This is a genomic window from Alkalicoccus luteus (assembly GCF_012034335.1).
Lineage (GTDB): Bacteria > Bacillota > Bacilli > Bacillales > Salisediminibacteriaceae > Alkalicoccus > Alkalicoccus luteus_A.
The window spans coordinates 32,830-50,429 of sequence record NZ_JAATHJ010000011.1 but is presented as its reverse complement, the minus strand read 5'-3'; the positions used below and the strand labels follow the sequence as shown (position 1 = coordinate 50,429).

The window sequence follows — 17,600 nt, the reverse complement described above, 5'->3', positions numbered from 1 at the left end:
CGCCGGCCTTGTAGTACGGCTGTCATACAATTAGAGGTTGAAATAGAATTTATCCGGCTTTCAGCAGGAGCTTTTTGTAGAAATGAGTTATACTGAAGCATAGAGAGAAGGAGCGGAGGAAGCTGATGAAACAAATGATAAAAACGAGTGCTGCCGTAGCTTTTTCACTCAGTGCAGCAGCGATATTCTTCGTTCTGTTATTTGCGGTTTCGCTGGATGAGCGAAATGGAGAAGAAGAAGCCGAACCGGAAGAACAGCGCACGATCTATATTGCGGCAGAAGAAGTGCCGGAGGAATATCTGGAAGCTTATCAGGAAGCTGCAGATGCCTACAGCATTCCGTGGGAGCTGCTGGCAGCCATTCACCGAGTGGAAACGATTTTTTCCACAATGGATCCGCTCGTCAGCCCGGTAGGCGCAGAAGGTCATTTTCAGTTTATGCCGTGTACCTGGACAGGATGGGGCCATCCCAGCTGTGAAGGGCTCGGTGAAGGGGATATCCCGGAAGAAGAGAAAACCGACCCGGAGGTGATTGAAGCCTACGGCGGCTATGGTCAGGATGCGGCAGGAAACGGAGAAGCAGACCCGTTTGATCTGCATGATGCGATGCATAGTGCGGCTTACTATCTGGCGAGAAACGGAGCAGATGAGGGCAATTATGAACAGGCGGTTTATCAGTATAATCGCGCTGAGTGGTACGTCGACGATGTGCTCAGCTATAAGGAGGCGTACGAGCAGGGCTACCGGCTCTTCAATCTGGAAGATCGGGAAGCTGAATATGCAGGCGGCAGTGACAGAGTATCATAGTGAGAGAAGCAGCAGGGCCGGCGGCGGTCCTTCTTTTTCATATTGGAAGGGCTTTTCATAAACGCTTAAATCACGTACAATAAAGGTATGTTTCGAAAATCGAAATATTCAGACGGAAGGTGGAGATGACAAATGAAGGAAACGCTCGACAGAACGCAAATACCAGAAGAAGAAACGTGGGACTTAACGGATTTATTCAGCGACCGCAGCACGTGGCTCAGCGAGGTCGCGCAAGTGCCGGATGCGCTTGCAGAGGTATCAGCTTTTAAGGGAAAAAGCGTACAGGATGCTGCGACATTATTGCAGCTGCTGGAAGCAAAGGAAAAGCTGGAAGAGCGTCTGACGCGTATTTTTACATATGCGATGCTGAAGGAATCTTCCGACGGAGGCAACCCGGAAAATCAGGCAGATGCCGCCCGTATAGCCGCTCTCGGTTCCGAGGCCGGGGCTGCGACCTCATTTATTAAGTCAGAAATTCTTGAGCTCGATCCGGAAACGCTTCAGAAATGGCTGAACGAGGAGCCAGGTCTGGAAGATTTCCATAAAACACTGAAAGATTTAATGGAGGAAAAGCCGTATCAGCTCAGTGCAGAAACAGAAAACGTACTGGCCGCTTTCGGGGAAGTGCACAGTTCGCCGTTTATGATTTACGAGCGAAGCAAAACATCTGATATGACGTTCCGCTCGTTTAAAACAGCTGACGGCACGGAGTACCCGCTCACATTTAATACGTTCGAGAGCTATGAGTCCCATCCGGATACCGACGTGCGCAGGCGCGCCTACGAAGCATTTTCCGACGGTCTTCGTGCATATCAGAACACGTACGCGGCTACCTATGCGACAGAAATCACACGCTCTATCACAGAATCAAGGCTCCGCGGATATGAGTCCGTGACGCAGATGCTGCTGCACGGTCAGCAGGTAACAGAAGAAATGTATCACCGTCAGCTTGATACGATTCAGGAGGAGCTCGCGCCGCATATGCGCCGGCTTGCCGCCTTAAAGAAAAAAATGCTGGGCTTGGATAAGATGACATATGCCGATCTGAAAGCACCGCTCGATCCTGATTTTGATCCGGATATGTCGTATGAGGAAGCAGGCGACATGATTTTGAAATCCCTTGAGGTCATGGGCGAAGAATACATGCAGTTCATGGAAAAAGGATTAAAAGAGCGTTGGGTTGACCGTGCCGATAACCACGGAAAGCGCTCCGGCGCCTTCTGCTCAAGCCCGTACGGCGTTCATCCTTACATTCTCGTGACATGGAATGATAATATGCGTGACGCGTTTACGCTTGCGCATGAGCTTGGACATGCAGGGCACTTCAGCATGGCCGGCCGCTATCAGCGCATTTCCAATACGCGTCCATCGCTTTACTTTATCGAAGCGCCGTCTACGATGAATGAAATGCTCTTGAGCCGCCATATTCTTGATCAGTCCAACGATACGCGCATGCGCCGCTGGGTCGTGCTGCAGTCGCTCGGAACGTACTACCACAACTTCGTCACACACATCCTTGAAGGCGAGCTGCAGCGACGGATTTATGCCCTCGCTGAGAAAGGCGAGGCGATCACGGCACAGGTGCTCAATCGGGAAAAGCGCGATACGCTGCAGAAGTTCTGGGGACCCGACGTGGAAATTGACGAAGACGCCGGTTTGACGTGGATGAAGCAGCCGCATTACTACATGGGACTGTATCCGTATACGTACTCTGCCGGTCTGACAGCGTCCACCGCAGCTGCTCAGCACATTCAGCAGGAGGGAGAACCTGCTGTGGAGCGCTGGCTTGCTGCATTAAAAGCAGGCGGAACAAAAAAGCCGCTGGAGCTGATGCAGCTTGCAGGTGTCGATATGACCACGAAAAAGCCGATCCAGGAAGCGGTTGCTTATGTAGGCACGCTCGTCGATGAGCTGGAGCAAAGCTTCGAAACAACTTAATGTCTCGTTAAATAAGAGCCTTTATCCCGATTGCGGGGTAGAGGCTCTTGTTTGTGGAGAAAGCTTGAGCACAGCTGGCAAAAAGAAAGCAATTGCTCCATTTAAATCAGTACGATTGAAACAGGATCGCTCCATTAGGTCTTGAATTGACATTGCAGGAAAGTCGTACTTGCGTTTTTCCCCTCATTTAAGCCGTTGCAGCAGGAAAACGGTTTTTCCTGCCGAACTGTTTTAGCAGGATAAAACGGAAGGAGAGATGGGGTGTGAAACAGTGGACGCTGCAGCGAATGACCAGGGAAGATGCAGATGAAATCAGCAGCTGGGTGTACGAACCGCCATACGAGCGCTACAGTTTTGAGCCAACTGCTGAAACGTACGAAACGCTGCTCGGCGGCAGCTACTTCAGCGTCAGGCACGCTGACGGCAGTATCATCGGCTTCTGCTGTCTCGGACGAGAAGCACAGGTGCCAGAAGGAATACAGAATGGTGTCTATCGCGATCCGGCGGTCGATATTGGACTTGGTTTGAACCCCGCCTTAACCGGCAAAAAGCTCGGCGTCCCGTTTACAGCATACGTTGTACGCTGGGCATGTGATGCGACAGACTGCCTGATGCTCCGTCTCTCTGTTGCTGACTTTAACGCCAGGGCCAGAAACACGTACGAGAAGATCGGTTTTTATAAACATCAGGAATTCATCAACCGGGGCACGCTTTTTTACACGATGCTTCTCCCGGCGTCCGCCCTTAAGAATGATTACCGCCTGGAAGCCAAGGCCGATTAAGGGATTACGTGCATGAATGTCAGGGAATGGAATACTAATCCAGAATAAATAAAAGGAGGCTCCTCATGACAAAATGGCTTAAAGCATTTGCTGCAGGGGCAGGTGCAGCGGCATTATCCGCAGGCGTTGGCGCGCTGACCGGATCGATGACGGTATTCGTTATGCTGATGCTGGCAGCGGTTGCGGTCATGACGGCTCCGGTTGTGATCCGCTTATTTACTTCACCCGGAAGCGCAAAACCGACCGTGTACGGAACATCCGCGCCAAATTCATATTCTACCATCAGCAAGTCTGCCGAATCGGATGGACCTAAACCGTTCGATGGCATCCCAGGCATACTCGCAATCGGTGCCTTGATCGTGTTCGGCATTTTGCTGCTGACAGCCCTGATCGCTCCGGCTGTCGCTTAACAGAAAGGCTGCTTCAGAAAAAATCTGAAGCAGCCTTTCAATTGTTTAAACGTCGGGATCCTGTTTACTGCTTCCATCTCAGACGAGGCGGTATTTCATTTGAAAAATAACTTTGCAGGCTGCAAAAGCGACACAACGCCCGGCAATTGTAACAGAACGCCCTCTGAACGTTACTTGGCAGCGGTCAAAAGTGACTCACGCAACTTAACAGATCGTTATAACGAATAAAACGACTTAAGACTTGGCAAATGTAACTTAACGAGAAGCAAAACGAACAATCCGCTGAAATATCTGCTGGACTCTGAAAGCAGAGGAAACTGCATGTATGGGTGCAAATGTAAATACGTTAAGAGGCTGCTTCAAAAACATGTGAAGCAGCCTTTTTCGTGCAAGCGCTTCACATTCAGTCAAAGTTGTTCGATATATTCCTTATGATGGAAAAAATGTGTTGATAAAGGGGTTGTCTCATCGGTGAGTATCGTGACTGAAATGAAGGAGAAAGATTTGCAGACGAAAAACCGGCTCGCTGTCGGTCTTTTTGCCGCTACGGTTGCAGCGGGCGGTCTTATGAATTTTATACTCGGGGACGGACAGACTGCGCTCGTTTACGGAATCCAGTTTGCAGCGCTGTGGGGGCTCTACGCGATAGCTGTCTATTTAATTCGAAAGCCGGAACTCGTGCCGCTGCTGCTGATCATTGCAGCTCATTTATTCGTAACGTCGGCCGTATTTTTGCTTGGCGGAGGGATCGGCGTTGCTGTCATTTACTATTTTCTGCTCATTTTAGCGGTTCTGCACCTGTACCGGCACGTGCTGATCACGGCCCTTGTGCTCGGATTGGCAGGCCAGCTGATCAACGCCTTTTACAGTACAGCTGAATCTGCGGTGATCAGCGCGAATCTGCCAACTATTTTGCTTACATACGTCCTTGCGGGGGCTTTGGGAGGTGCCGTTATTCTCATTGGCGGCCGCCAGTCTGACGTGCTGGAACAGCTGCTTGATGAGTCCCAGCAGGAAACGGAAGCGAAAGAGCAGAAGGCCGTATTTTTACAAGAGCAGGCAGCAGCGCTTCGGGAGTCGCTTACGGGAACAAACGCGGCCGTTCAGCAAAACATCAGCTCCTACAAAGAAATGACAGCTGCGGCTCAGGAGCTTGCAGAAGGAGCAGAAGTGCAAAACAGCGATGTCCAGGCGCTGTCTGAAGAGGCAGAGCGCACTGCTATAGAAGCAAACGGCATGCAGCAGGAGGTGCTGGAAGCATCCAATTCTGCAGACAGCATGGCAGAGGGGGCGCAGGCATTTAGGACGGAGCTTGAAAAGCTGGAAGGTGAAACGGTCGAAATGAATGAGCGCTTCGGCAGGCTGGAGCAGGAATTTGAACGGGTAACGGCAAAGATTAATGAAGCAGACAGCCTTTCAGCGTCGATTATTAAGGTCGGGGAACAAACGAATCTGCTTGCGCTGAATGCTTCAATTGAAGCGGCGCGTGCCGGTGATGCGGGACGCGGATTTGCCGTGGTAGCCGATGAAATAAGGAAGCTTGCGGAAACATCCGGTCAGGCAGCAGAAGGCATCACCCGCGTACTTGAGGAGCTGGAACAGGCGAACGGAAATGCGCTCGATGAGATGAAGCGGAGCGGCGAAGCAGCCGAAAATCAAAATGAAGCCGCAGCATCGATGCTGCAGGCTTCTGAAAAAATGGAGCAGGGTATTCATCAGTTAAAGTCGTTGACTGCTTCTCTTACAGGACGGGCTGCTGCTGTACAGCAGGCAGCTTCCTCCATGAATCAATCAACCACCGGGCTTGCAGCCGGCATTGAGCAGTCATCAGCCGCTGTTGAGGAAGTGAGCGCCTCTATAGAAGCGCTGCACGAACAAAACGAAGGCATCGGCCGGGAAACAGCCGCAGCGGAAGAGGCGGTAGAACGGCTGTCAGCAGACTAGCGTTATTAATCCGTCAGAGACGGCAGCTCTATACGAAACCACGCGCCGCTGCCGTTTCTGTTTCCGGCAGCAACTTGTCCGCCGCTTGCAAGTACGATCTGTCTTACAATCGCAAGCCCGAGCCCGCTTCCAGGAACTGCAGAGCTTCTCGCTTCATCTGCTCTGTAAAAACGATCCCAGATGTGGGGAAGCTTATCGGGCTGGATGCCCGGTCCTTCATCCTGAAGAAGGATGAAGCTTCTGATTTCATCGCAGCTGATCTCCCACGTGATGACCGTGCCGGCAGGAGTGTAGCGAACAGCATTTTGAAACAGGTTGAACAGTGCCTGTTCCAGCCGGGCGGGATCAGCGTATACGGTGCTGTCCTTCTGACAGATAACCTGGATACGATGCCCGGTTTCTTCAGCTAAAAGCTGATGATGCCGGGCTATTTCATGCAGAAACGGACAAAGCTGAATCGTATCCGGATTAACAGAGAGTGCGCCTTCCTCCATTTTTGTTAAGTCAACGATATCGGTAACAAGCTTTTCCATCCGTGCAGCTTCCCGATGAATCACTTCTGCCTGTTTACGTTCATCTGCCTCCAGTTTTCCTTTGAGAAGGGAAGAGTAGCCTTTTACATAAGTCAACGGGGTACGCAAATCGTGGGATATATTCGCGAGCAGACGTTTTCTGGAAGCCTGGTAAGCGGCAAGCCGGCCGGCCATTTGATCAATGCTGCGGCTCAAATCCCCTATCTCATCCGTACGCTTCCATGCGAGTTCGGAAGTGAAATCCCCTTGTGCGATACGCCTGGAAACAGACCGTATTTGTGTTAATGGATTTGTAATCCATCGGGTTAACAGCATCGTCAAACCTCCGGCAAGAAGCAGCCCGAGAAACGTGGTGACGCCAGTCAAATAGATAAGTGTTTCCCTCGTAGCGGCAAACTCTCCGGAAGCCTGGTCGACAAACAGATAACCATCGGCTCGGTCCGTTTCAAACTCGTGATACGCGTAAACGTGCGGCTCGTTATGTGTGGAGGCTTCCGTAAGTGCTGCATCCGATTCGGATCGCTCTATCCAGTCCCAATACCTGGCTGTATCAGCTGGAGTGAGGCTGTCTGAGCTTCGCACGGCCCCTCCGTCAGACGAAAATTGAACGAACGCGACTTCCCCCTGCGCTTCCTCCATCGTTTGAATGTGTGCAAAGGCTCCATCATGATCATCCTGTTCCAATACTCGGCCGTGGGCAGTCATTCGATCTGAAACGTCATGCAGCAGACGATCTTCATAAAATTGCCGGGATAGTTCATAAAAGGCAGCACCCATGACTACTAAAAGCAATAAGATGACGGAAAAAAACAGCAGGGCAATGCGTAAGGAAAGCTTCATTTTCTGTTCCCCAGGCGGTACCCTATTCCCCAGACGGTTTCAATCAGCGAAGAAGAGCCGCCTGCACGGCGGATCTTTTCACGTATGTTTTTCATGTGCGTGTCCACTGTTCTGTCTGAAGCAGCGCTGGCGTGGTCATCGATTTCATCGAGCAGCTGCTGGCGCGTAAATACTTGACCTGGCCTCTTTACGAGAAGTGCCACAAGGTCGAATTCTTTTTTGGTAAGCGAAAGACAGGAGCCTTCGAACGCGGCTTGCCGTCTCACACTGTCGACTGTCAGGCCGTTACAGCTTATCGTGCTGCCCGAGTGCGGGCGTTTCCTGCGGAGGACCGCTTCCACTCTTGCTGCAAGAATGGCAGGCTCAAAAGGCTTCGTTACATAATCATCTGCACCATGCTGAAGACCGCGCACGACTTGGTCATTGTCACCTAATGCCGTCAGCATGATAACGGAGGGGGGCGAAGGAAGTCCCGCAGTCTCTTTCAGCAGTTCCCAACCGTCAGGAGAAGGCATCATCACATCGAGCATAACAAGATCAAACGACTCTGTTTGCAGTCTCTTTCGTGCTGCGGCAGAATCATGCTCGGTCTGGACCTCGACTGGAAGCAGCTGCAGGCAGTCTGTAATCAGCTCCAGCATTTGCGGTTCATCGTCAACGATTAGAATGGTATTCATCTTTGTACCTCCCTGGCGGAGAAGGCATCAATGATCTGCGTGGCCGCCCCCGTCTGCTGCTTCAATTTCCATCAGTGTATCAATTAATCCTTGTGTATGAAAGGAGATGTCCTCTTCTGTACCAAGCAGATAGCTGTGATTATAAGGCCCTTCCATCGGATTGTCTGTAAAAGAAGGTTTAATTGTTGCTAAATAGTCGCGATGCTCGTCTTCAAGTTCTCCGTCTTCAAGCCAGAGGACAGGAGCATGTTTACCTAAGTGCGCAAAAGGGGCTCCGGCAAGCGCTAACTCAGGACGATCCGTGGAAGTAAAGACGAAACCGTGTCCCGGCTCTGTGATGCCCCAGCCGAACCCGTCTTCTTCAAATTGGGCAAAGGCAATGGACAGCTCAACCGGTGTTCCTGCGTCAATTCTGGATGTATGTCCAAATTCACTGAGCTGCTGTTCAGTGTCCTCGGATATAATTTCTTCGCTTCCGAGCAAATACATCTTTGCCTGATCCCGTTCTGACAACGCTTCTTCTGTTTCGGCAGGAATGCCGTCATCATCTACAAACAGCACCGGTTCGTTCATATGGGAAATCCAGCTTCCAGCGGTCATGGAAAGTAGCTGATGTTCCTCCTCAGAGGAAGCAATTAACACCTTCTCGGGGAATTCACCCAATGTATCAGCAAAAGCAGCATCTGCTTCCCGGGCAAAGTCAGCAGGAGAGTCTGCAGTCATTTCTGCCCATTCATAATCACTGAGCATATCTTCTTCTTCAGCTGTCAGTTCTGTCGCGGCGAGGATTTCCAAGCCTTCATTGTTGCCAAGTGGTGCTAGTCGTTCGATTTCTGTCAGTAGCTCGTCGCTTAGTCCGTCCTCCATTAGCAGAACGGGCCCGTCGTTAGGGTGGTGCACGAGTGTAAGCGCACTGAGCGTCTGCTGCCACTCATCCGGATTTGCAAGAATGACGGTGCCAGGCTGATTCGTTTCATGAGTGGCAGGCCAGATCGTTTGAGAAACTTCAATGGAAAAGTCCTCCGGCTCTTCCTGATCGATTCTGGTGACGTTTTTAGTGTTTGTCGTTAAAAGGTTTTCAGATGCCCCGTCATTTTCGGCAGGAAGCTCGGCTGCGTTCTCCTCGAAGGAATCTCTGTCGCCGTTCATGCCGTGATCGATGTCTTCATTATCATGGTTCATATCCTCATTCATGTCTCCGTTATCGTGGTCCATATTATCATGATCCATTTCATCGTGGTTCATGTTGTCGTTATTCATATGATGCTCATCTGACTGCTGATTCTCATTCTGTTCGTTTGTTTCGGCAGTGCTCATATTGTTTTCAGTTTCGGCATTGCTATTCGTATTCGTTTCCTCTGCATTAGAGCATGCAGCCAGCGTCAGCATCACACCAGCGCTTAAGATCCAAGTCTTTTTCATTTGCCAATCACTCCTTTACGACCAAGCCTACCTCCTAAAAATGAAGAAAGTATGAAGCAGCTTTGAATTCGAGTTTTTCCCACATTTGGGAAGGGAATAGACAGGAAAGCATGATACATAATCTGACAGCTTTTCACGTGAGGCCGATGCGGTCTGCTACGGTTAAATAAGAGAGGTGGGGGATGACGATGGCAGTAAACGTAACGTCTGAAATTGGCCGACTGAAAAAAGTGCTGATTCACCGGCCCGGAATTGAAATTGAACAGGTAACACCTGATGCGATGGGGCAGCTGCTGTTTGATGATATTCCGTACTTGCCGGCGATGCAGAAAGAACACGACCGTTTTGCAGAAGTCCTGCATGAGCAGGGGGCTGAAACGGTCTATGTGACCGATCTGCTTGAACAATCCCTCCAGTCTCACACTGAGAGAGAACAGTTTCTGGAGCGGATGATGACAGAATCACGATTAACGGTGAATGGTTCTTCAGAAGCATTGAAGGAGTACCTGCTCGACTTTTCAACAGCCGACTTCGTACGCAGTATGATCGGCGGTGTGCTGAAGGAGGAGCTGCCGAACCGTAAGAAAAAACATTTGTACGAGTGGATGGACCAGCACTATCCGTTTTATTTGGATCCGATGCCGAACCTTTATTTCACCCGCGATCCGGCAGCTGTAATTGGAAACGGGATTTCATTGAACCCGATGAGCCAGGAAGCGCGACGCCGCGAATCGCTGCTAATGGAGCATATTATCAGCAGTCATCCGGATTACCGGGATGCCCGGGTGCCGCAGTGGATGAACAGAAGCTACGATTTTCCGATTGAAGGGGGAGATGAGCTCGTTCTCAGCGACACCGTGCTGGCAATCGGTGTCAGTGAACGCACCTCTGCCCGGGCAGTCGAAAAGCTGGCGACAGAGCTGTTTGCCTCCGGTTCAGGCTTTGAGAAGGTGGTTGCGGTGGAAATTCCGAAGCGCCGTGCTTCGATGCACCTGGATACCGTCTTTACGATGATCGATCACGATCAATTTACGACTCACGCCCAAGTGGTCGATAAAGACGGACGAATGAACATCTTCATTCTCGAACCCGGCGACCCGGTGCGAATTACGAAACGGTATAATTTAAAAGAAACGCTGAAGGAAGTGCTCAAGCTTGATGATGTGAATCTCATTCCCTGCGGAGGCGAAGATAAAATAGCGTCGGCCCGCGAACAGTGGAACGATGGCTCCAATACGCTTGCTGTGGCACCGGGAACGGTCGTCACCTATGAGCGTAATTACGTCTCGAATGACCTGCTTCGTCGAAACGGGATCACCGTACTCGAGGTACCGAGCAGCGAGCTCGTCCGCGGAAGAGGCGGTCCGAGATGTATGAGTATGCCGCTAATTCGAGAGTCTGTCTGACATAATCAAAAAGCACCCTCCGTTACTAGCTGCGGAAGGTGCTTTTTGCTTTGACAAAAGCTGATGGAGAGCGTTTTCGGCATGAAAAAATTGTCGAAATCAGGAAGAAAATAAGTGGTTATTTTCCTGGTTCAGGATTATACTGGAATTATCAGACAGGGAGGTGGAAAGCTGTGGAGATGGAACGTAAGCTGCGGGAATGGGAACGAGAAAAGCTGCTCAGTGAGGAAACAGCTGCAACCATTTTAGAGTATGAAAAGCAGAAGCATCCTGCCGGTAAAAAAACCAGGCTGCCGCTGCTGATGATTGTTGGTCTTGTCTTTTTCACACTCGCGGTCTTCAGTTTTATTGCCGCGAACTGGCAGGTAATGCCGCCTCTCTTAAAAAGCGGGCTCGTTCTCACGCTTATGTGGCTGATCTATGGGTTAGGCACAGTGTCGGAAAAACGAGGCTTCAGCCGGCCGGTGCTGTTCCGGCTGATTGGACTTGCGATGTTCGGCGCCTCCCTGATCGTCACTGCTCAGGCGTTTCACTTCTCTACATCCGGCACGATTCTTCCGTGGGCGGTCTTTCTTGCGGCACTGCTTCATCTCGCCATCTGGCGCCATAACGCTTATGCTGTTGCCGCCTTTATCATGGGCGCGGTGACGCTTGCCGCTTCTGTCCCCGTCGTTTCATGGCTGGAGTGGGGTCTCTTTGCAGCTGCAGCACTCACCTGGCTTATCGTCAGCCGCGGGCAGCTGCCGCTCGTTTTCAGCTGGATGCTCGTCTTCGGATCCGGGCTCAAGCTCTGGAGCACCCCGGCCTATGAAAGTCCGTTCTGGCCTGTATGGACGCTTTTCTTTCTCGTGTTTCTGCTGCTTGCGCTGCAAGAGGAACAGCGGCGTATTCTGCTTCCGCTTTATCCGGCATTCGGAGCTGTTTCGCTGCTAGTGTATTTGTCTGTCCGCGGCGAAACAGCCGGAGCACTGCCCGATCTCAGCTGGCTGGAAGCGTGGGGGCTTGCCGCTGCAGGTGCAGCTGTATTCGGCATTTGTATATGGAAGCTGAAGCCGGCTGTGTGGACAGCTGTGTTAGGAGCAGTGGGGTTGATGATGTTTGACCAGTCGGCTGTTTTGCTGGCAATTACAGCAGAAGCGACCGCTCTCGGCTACTTGTTTTACGCTCAGAAGCGCAGTATGCCGCTTGCACCCGGCTTCATCTATTTTGTGCTCGTGCAGGCAGTCATTTATGTCATCTTCGCATGGGGCAGAATGGATATGGCACTATTCTTCCTGATCGGTGCGCTCCTGTTGTTCGCCCTGTCCGGAGCTGCCTGGTGGTTTAATCATCGCAGAGAGGAGGCTGTATCATGAAAAACTGGGTGATGCCGGCTCTTCAAACTGTGTTCACTGCTCTGATCATCACAAGCTTTTTCGCTGTCAGCTGGTTCGGGGAATCCTTAACGCTGCGAGCAGAGCCGTATGATCCGTTCGATCCCTTTCTCGGGGAGTACGTGATGCTGCAGTATCCTGATCTGGAGGCACCTTCCGGTCTGGAGCACGGCACTGTCTACTTCACACTCAAGGAAGGCGAGGATGGCTACGCCGTCGTGGATCAGGCAGATAACAGACCGTTTTTTGGAGCGATTGAAGGCTATACGTTTGACCGCACGATCACAGCTCCTCAGCTGGAGCAGTTTTACGTAGAGCAGGGCAGGGGACCCGAGCTTGAGAGAGAAGAGAATCTTCAGGTAACCATTGACGTAGCTCCATGGGGCGCCATCCGTCCCATGGAAATTGATGTACGACAGGATTAAGTACGAAAAAGTTTTTCATTGTACGAACAGGCGAGGCTTGTTCAGCATGGAACATTCCTTTTTACCCGATTCTCATTATAGAAAAGAAGCCGGTTTCCAATGCGGAAGCCGGCTTTACAGGCTATTGACAGAGTCAATCTGCTTACATGTTTGTTCATTTTGATGTATTTCCCTTCTGCTTACCGAGTTTGCCTCCAGCTATTTAGACCCCTCCTTTCTGCAGGAAAGAGAGGCTCGATAGGAGGGGACGACTTCGCTAGACACGTGCTCTTGTCAGAAGCACTCCGTCGTTTTCGTGTTTTTACTGATGAAGGTATCCTGTTTGTCGCTCCTATCGCTGGCGAGTGATCTGACAGGAATTTTTTTATTCAAAACGAACATTGCGGGCTGCAAAAGTGACACGACGTAGCGAAATTGGAACACAACGCTCCTTGAAACTCACTCAGCAGCGGTCAAAAGTGATTTACGTAACTTAACAGATCGTTATAACGAATAAAACGACTTAAGCATCCGCAAAGGTTACTTAACGAGAAGGAAAACGAACAGTTGGGCAAAACTATAAATGAGACATTCTCGCTGGAAGATTATTTGGCAGGCATACGCCAAAGAGAGTTAGGATTATAAACCATTCTTGTCAGTTTCCAAAATCAGAACGAGGTGCTGCTCCCTCCGGAAAGTGAGTGTCCGCAGACACAGGAAGGGCTGTCCACTTAAATCGATTTTATCGATACTCTGAAAAGCCGGTTTCTTCTGTGGAAACCGGCTTTATTTGGACTATTTTGCTCTATCGGTTACTGAGCACGTGTTGAAGCTGACTCGCCTGACTCGGTTAACCCATTGCCGAGTGTCCCGTAAACTTCCCCGCGGGACGGGTCGATCAGGTTTTTTCCGTTAAAATAAGGACGCGGTGTTTTCCATAAGGCGATAAGGGCTTTACTCATTGGCATCTCATGATACAGATGCGGCCAGTATTCCTTAATCTTCTGTTTGACGAGCGGATAGTATGTTGAATTGACGGCTGGAAACAGGTGATGTTCGGTATGGTGAGAAAAATGAAAGTGAATCACATCCACCCATTTCGGCACCGTTACTGTCAGACTGTTGGCCAGCGGATCATTGATTTCCACCTGTGGATTCAGCCGGTGGTTCGTGGAAATGTAGGCCATCACGACGCCGTTTGCAATGAGAAGCGGGATCAGATACATGAAAATCCAGTTGGTAACCCCCGCGATAAGCAGAAGCGAAATCCACGTGATCCACGGAAGCAGCAGCTGCAGCCAGAGAGCCGGTGCTGCGTTGGACTTAAATTCAGAAGCATACGTCTTAAACATGCGCAAAGAATGAAGCGTAAACATGACGGTCTGTGTCGCAAACTCAAAGAAAGCACGCACGGATATTGGCAGCCGGTAAATCAGACGAAGCATGGCGTTTTTACGGACAGCAGTATCTGTGAGCCACGTGTCCGGATCTTTCTCTTCATGCTGGGTATGAACGTGGTGGCTCATGTTGTGCCACTTGCGCCACAGCCGCGGACCGGTGCAGAGCGGCCAGAAAAACAATCCGCCGAGCGTATTGCGCCAAAAAGGCGAGCGTACTACGGTGCCGTGCAGGATTTCGTGACCGAGAAAACCCATCGCTGCAAAGCTCATGCCGATGATCAGAGAAAGAAGCAGGTTAACGGGCAGCGGCAGCGACAGGAAAACGATCCCTAGCATCGCAGCCGTCGTAATAAGCAGGTAGGCGGCACCGCCTAGCAGCTTGCCCGGATCAGGCCGGAAAGCTTTCTTGGGCAAATGTCCCTTCAATTGTTTGGCATACCAGCCGAATGAATGTAGTTCACGCATAACCTTCCTCCTTTTACGTTATACCGCTTTGCCGAATGAAAGCGTTGTTGCGCACAGCTTACCATCATCCTCTGGTGTGTACAATAGACTATTATACCTGGTACTAATGTTTTCGCCTAAAAAAGCCTCTGTTCTGCCGGGCCGGGCAGTACAGAGGCTTTTTTACAAGAAAGGATAAACAACATGAACGGCAGCGGCTGCGCTTATCAACGAGACCTGCAGCGAGGTGGCATGGGCAGTGCCGGGTGTCATGTGACAGGTGCTGCAGACACACAGGAATAAAGGGGTATGAATACACCGGATTTTCCGGTCGCACAGGCCGCTGCCTGTTGAATACCTTCAGCTTAATATACTGATTCGTAAAGCGGCAAGCGCCTCCGGAAAACAAAATATTAGTACACTAATATTTTGTTTCGTTATTACGAACAACTGCTGCTAAAACGGGTTTGTTCCCCATAGTGCAGCTTGTTTGATAAAGGTGCGCTGTTCAAGCTTCAGCGTGGCTACCATATACTCCGCCAAATCTTCCGGCTGCATAAATTTATCCGGACGAGACTCTTCGCCTGCGCGTGTCATCTCCGTTTCAACGAGGCTCGGCGTCAGTGTGGATACACGAATGTTATCATGACGTACTTCCTGCATAAGGGCTTCTCCGAGGCCGATGACAGCAAACTTGGATGCGCTGTAGGCGCTGGAGCCTCGCGTTCCCTTTAAGCCGGACATCGATGAGATATTGATGATGTCCCCTCGCTGCTTTTTCTGCATCCCGGGGAGGACTGCCTGGGTAACGTAAACAATGCCCATCACATTCGTCTGCAGAACGTCCTGCCAGTCATTGCTAGAAAGCTCGAGAAAGTCTCCCTTGCGACCTATGCCGGCATTGTTGATTAAAATATCAAATGAACCGAGTTCATCTTCCAGTTTGCGCACCGCTTCTTTTACCGCTGTTTCATCCGCTACGTCTGCTGCTGCGGAAGCGGAACGAACGCCTGCTTCTGCGACGATCCGTTCTGTTTCATGAAGCGGGCCCTCTGAGCGTGACAGCAGGCCGATGCTGCAGCCTTCCTGAGCTAAAGCCTTTGCTGTTTCCCGTCCGATTCCTCTGCCGGCTCCTGTGATCAGCACATTTTTCCCTTTAAGTGATTGCATGTCGGACACATCCTTTCCGTGTAATATACTGCGCTCTCATCGTAGCAGACAAAAAGGGGATAAAAAAGAATGAGCTCCCTATTGACTTACAAAAAGTAAGTGTTTATAATGAAATTATCTCGAATTCAAACTATTTTCAGGTGTATCTTTCCGGTTGAAAAGGAATAGAATGCCGGAGAGCAAGGATAATCAGAGGAGGAAGATAACTATGAACGGACTTAAAGGCTTGCACCACGTAACAGCGATCACGAGCAGCGCTGAAAAAAACTATGAATTCTTCACGTATGTTTTAGGAATGCGTCTCGTCAAAAAGACGGTAAACCAGGATGACATTCAAACGTATCACTTGTTTTTCGCCGACGATAAAGGAAGTGCCGGAACGGATATGACGTTTTTTGATTTCCCGGGTATTCCAAAAGGAAGTCACGGAACGAATGAATTGTATAAAACCGGATTCCGGGTGCCGAGCGACGATGCACTCGACTACTGGCAGAAGCGCTTCGACAGGCTGAAGGTGCAGAACAGCGGTATTAAAGAAGTGTTTGGGAAAAAGACATTGTCATTTGCCGATTTTGACGATCAGCAGTATATGCTCGTGTCCGACGAGCATAATGAGGGCGTTCCTGCAGGCACCCCATGGCAGGATGGACCGATCCCGCTTGAATATGCGATTACTGGACTCGGACCGCTCCACATCCGCATCGAACCATTTGATGGATTTAAAGAAATTCTGGAAAAAGCGTTTGAATTTAAGGAAATAGATGCGGACGGTTCTCTCCATTTATTTGAGGTAGGCGAAGGCGGGAACGGCGCCCAGATTATTGTTGAGAAAAATGTTGTCCTGCCGCCAGCCCAGCAGGGGTACGGTACAGTGCACCATATGGCATTCCGGGTAGAGGACCGGGACGCAATTGAGCACTGGATCGAGCGTCTGCACGGCTTCGGCTTTCAGACATCGGGCTACGTCGACCGCTTTTACTTTAAATCTCTTTATGTACGCACCGGTCCGCAGATTTTGTTTGAACTCGCCACAGACGGGCCAGGATTCATGGATGACGAGCCTTACGAAACGTTAGGGGAAAAGCTAGCCCTTCCGCCAAAGCTCGAGCCGAAGCGAGAAGAAATTGAACAGTACGTGCGTCATATTGATACTGTCAGAAGCACAAAAACGATTGAAAAAGAATATGAGTAGCGAGAAAGCTTCCGCCAGGCTTCATTCCGAAGTGAAGCTCAGAGTGTTGATAATGTGATTTTAGGTGAATCACGTTGCATCTGCCTGTATCTGCGGACACTCGCTTTCCGGAGGGAACGGGCTCAGCTAACCGCTTCCTCCTGCTTTCGGAAGCGCTGGATCTTCGCCTCGTTCTGATCCTCCCGGAGTCGAGGTCCTTCGAGGTCGGCAGCTGGCAGTCCGTTTCAAGTGCCTGTTTATGAAGGTACGATCTGATTCCATAAAGATAAAACCTTCCCGATAAGACGTTTCGATGTTAAATAGGGATGCCAGTACTTCTTAGAATTCATGATAAACGTAAGAAAAGCAGTCGCGTCTGCCTGTCGTCACGTTGTTCTCCAAGAAGCAGAGCCGTTTCCTTGATGTGTCCAGCGGGGACGCCTGTGGAATAAGCGCAGTCTGAAGATCCAGTGCCGTTCAGATCTGCGAACGGCATCAACGCACGAGCGGAGCCGGACTGGTTCTTGAAGGCTTCTCGCGAGAAGCCTGTGCCCGAGTGAAGCCGTGCCTTTCTTCCCTTCATACAGGGGGTCACCCCTGAGAAATAGCTGAAGGCAAGCCCACGGCAGGCTCGGTAAGCGGAGGGGAATACAACTAAACGAATAAACAGGTAAGCAAATAGATTTTTTCAACAGCCTTTGCTTCCGCCCGGATCCATACCGGGCGGAAGCTTTTTTATGATGGTTATCCAGCATGTGCTGAGCGGCGGGAACAGAATCATTTCACAGCTGTTAATGAGTAGTTCATTGTGCCTTTGATCTGCTTTTGTTTACAAATAAGCAAACGAAATATATAATTGTTTATATAATAACAAATTTAA

The 17,600-nt window shown here is 50.4% G+C and carries 15 protein-coding genes; 9 read left to right on the top strand and 6 right to left on the bottom strand.

Going from position 1 to position 17,600, the window contains the following annotated elements:
• Window positions 1–125: 125 nt before the first annotated feature.
• The 5 genes from HCN83_RS09250 to HCN83_RS18760 all read left to right on the top strand — a co-directional run bounded on the left by HCN83_RS09250 (window position 126) and on the right by HCN83_RS18760 (window position 5,880).
• Complete coding sequence (locus HCN83_RS09250) at window positions 126–806, top strand: lytic transglycosylase domain-containing protein (protein ID WP_246238170.1); 681 nt, start codon at window positions 126–128, stop codon at window positions 804–806.
• A gap of 132 nt (window positions 807–938) precedes the next feature.
• On the top strand, window positions 939–2,744 hold the full coding sequence (gene pepF, locus HCN83_RS09245; protein ID WP_168006579.1) for an oligoendopeptidase F: 1,806 nt from the start codon (window positions 939–941) through the stop codon (window positions 2,742–2,744).
• A 263-nt stretch (window positions 2,745–3,007) separates the two neighbouring features.
• Window positions 3,008–3,526, top strand: coding sequence for a GNAT family N-acetyltransferase (locus HCN83_RS09240; protein ID WP_168006577.1), 519 nt, complete (start codon window positions 3,008–3,010; stop codon window positions 3,524–3,526).
• A 65-nt stretch (window positions 3,527–3,591) separates the two neighbouring features.
• Window positions 3,592–3,936: a hypothetical protein gene (locus HCN83_RS09235; protein ID WP_168006575.1), complete on the top strand. Its 345-nt coding sequence runs from the start codon at window positions 3,592–3,594 to the stop codon at window positions 3,934–3,936.
• Between the two features lie 471 nt (window positions 3,937–4,407).
• Window positions 4,408–5,880, top strand: coding sequence for a methyl-accepting chemotaxis protein (locus HCN83_RS18760; RefSeq protein WP_168006573.1), 1,473 nt, complete (start codon window positions 4,408–4,410; stop codon window positions 5,878–5,880).
• A 5-nt stretch (window positions 5,881–5,885) separates the two neighbouring features.
• Here HCN83_RS18760 and HCN83_RS09225 read toward each other — a convergent pair whose 3' ends face one another.
• Genes HCN83_RS09225 through HCN83_RS09215 form a run of 3 tightly spaced genes read right to left on the bottom strand, consistent with a single transcriptional unit; the run spans window position 5,886 to window position 9,352 of the window.
• Entirely contained in the window at window positions 5,886–7,253 is a 1,368-nt protein-coding gene (locus HCN83_RS09225) for a HAMP domain-containing sensor histidine kinase (RefSeq protein WP_168006571.1), read from the bottom strand.
• On the bottom strand, window positions 7,250–7,930 hold the full coding sequence (locus HCN83_RS09220; RefSeq protein ID WP_168006569.1) for a response regulator transcription factor: 681 nt from the start codon (window positions 7,928–7,930) through the stop codon (window positions 7,250–7,252). The genes HCN83_RS09225 and HCN83_RS09220 overlap by 4 nt, the downstream gene beginning before the upstream one ends.
• Before the next feature lie 27 nt (window positions 7,931–7,957).
• The gene (locus tag HCN83_RS09215) at window positions 7,958–9,352 is read right to left on the bottom strand and encodes a cell wall-binding repeat-containing protein (RefSeq protein ID WP_168006567.1); all 1,395 of its coding nucleotides are present in this window, start codon (window positions 9,350–9,352) and stop codon (window positions 7,958–7,960) included.
• A gap of 182 nt (window positions 9,353–9,534) precedes the next feature.
• Between HCN83_RS09215 and arcA the strand changes: the two genes are divergently transcribed.
• From arcA to HCN83_RS09200, 3 genes are all read left to right on the top strand, one after another.
• On the top strand, window positions 9,535–10,758 hold the full coding sequence (arcA, locus tag HCN83_RS09210) for an arginine deiminase (protein WP_168006565.1): 1,224 nt from the start codon (window positions 9,535–9,537) through the stop codon (window positions 10,756–10,758).
• A gap of 179 nt (window positions 10,759–10,937) precedes the next feature.
• Window positions 10,938–12,113, top strand: coding sequence for a DUF2157 domain-containing protein (locus tag HCN83_RS09205; protein WP_205774565.1), 1,176 nt, complete (start codon window positions 10,938–10,940; stop codon window positions 12,111–12,113).
• The gene (locus tag HCN83_RS09200) at window positions 12,110–12,556 is read left to right on the top strand and encodes a GDYXXLXY domain-containing protein (protein ID WP_168006561.1); all 447 of its coding nucleotides are present in this window, start codon (window positions 12,110–12,112) and stop codon (window positions 12,554–12,556) included. The genes HCN83_RS09205 and HCN83_RS09200 overlap by 4 nt, the downstream gene beginning before the upstream one ends.
• A 791-nt stretch (window positions 12,557–13,347) precedes the next feature.
• On the opposite strand, the gene HCN83_RS09195 is transcribed toward HCN83_RS09200, so the two are convergent.
• Together HCN83_RS09195 and HCN83_RS09190 are read right to left on the bottom strand one after the other, a co-directional pair.
• A complete protein-coding gene (locus HCN83_RS09195; protein WP_168006559.1) occupies window positions 13,348–14,400 on the bottom strand; it encodes a fatty acid desaturase family protein in 1,053 nt (350 codons plus the stop codon).
• Window positions 14,401–14,835: 435 nt separating this feature from the next.
• Window positions 14,836–15,549, bottom strand: coding sequence for a 3-ketoacyl-ACP reductase (locus HCN83_RS09190; protein ID WP_168006557.1), 714 nt, complete (start codon window positions 15,547–15,549; stop codon window positions 14,836–14,838).
• Between the two features lie 208 nt (window positions 15,550–15,757).
• Here HCN83_RS09190 and HCN83_RS09185 point away from each other — a divergent pair, with 208 nt between their 5' ends.
• Window positions 15,758–16,741 (top strand): ring-cleaving dioxygenase, encoded by a 984-nt coding sequence (locus HCN83_RS09185; protein ID WP_168006555.1) that lies wholly within the window; start codon window positions 15,758–15,760, stop codon window positions 16,739–16,741.
• A gap of 325 nt (window positions 16,742–17,066) precedes the next feature.
• On the opposite strand, the gene HCN83_RS09180 is transcribed toward HCN83_RS09185, so the two are convergent.
• Window positions 17,067–17,216 carry a hypothetical protein gene (locus HCN83_RS09180; protein ID WP_168006553.1) on the bottom strand — a complete coding sequence of 50 codons (150 nt, stop codon included), beginning with the start codon at window positions 17,214–17,216 and terminating at the stop codon, window positions 17,067–17,069.
• Window positions 17,217–17,600: the final 384 nt, after the last annotated feature.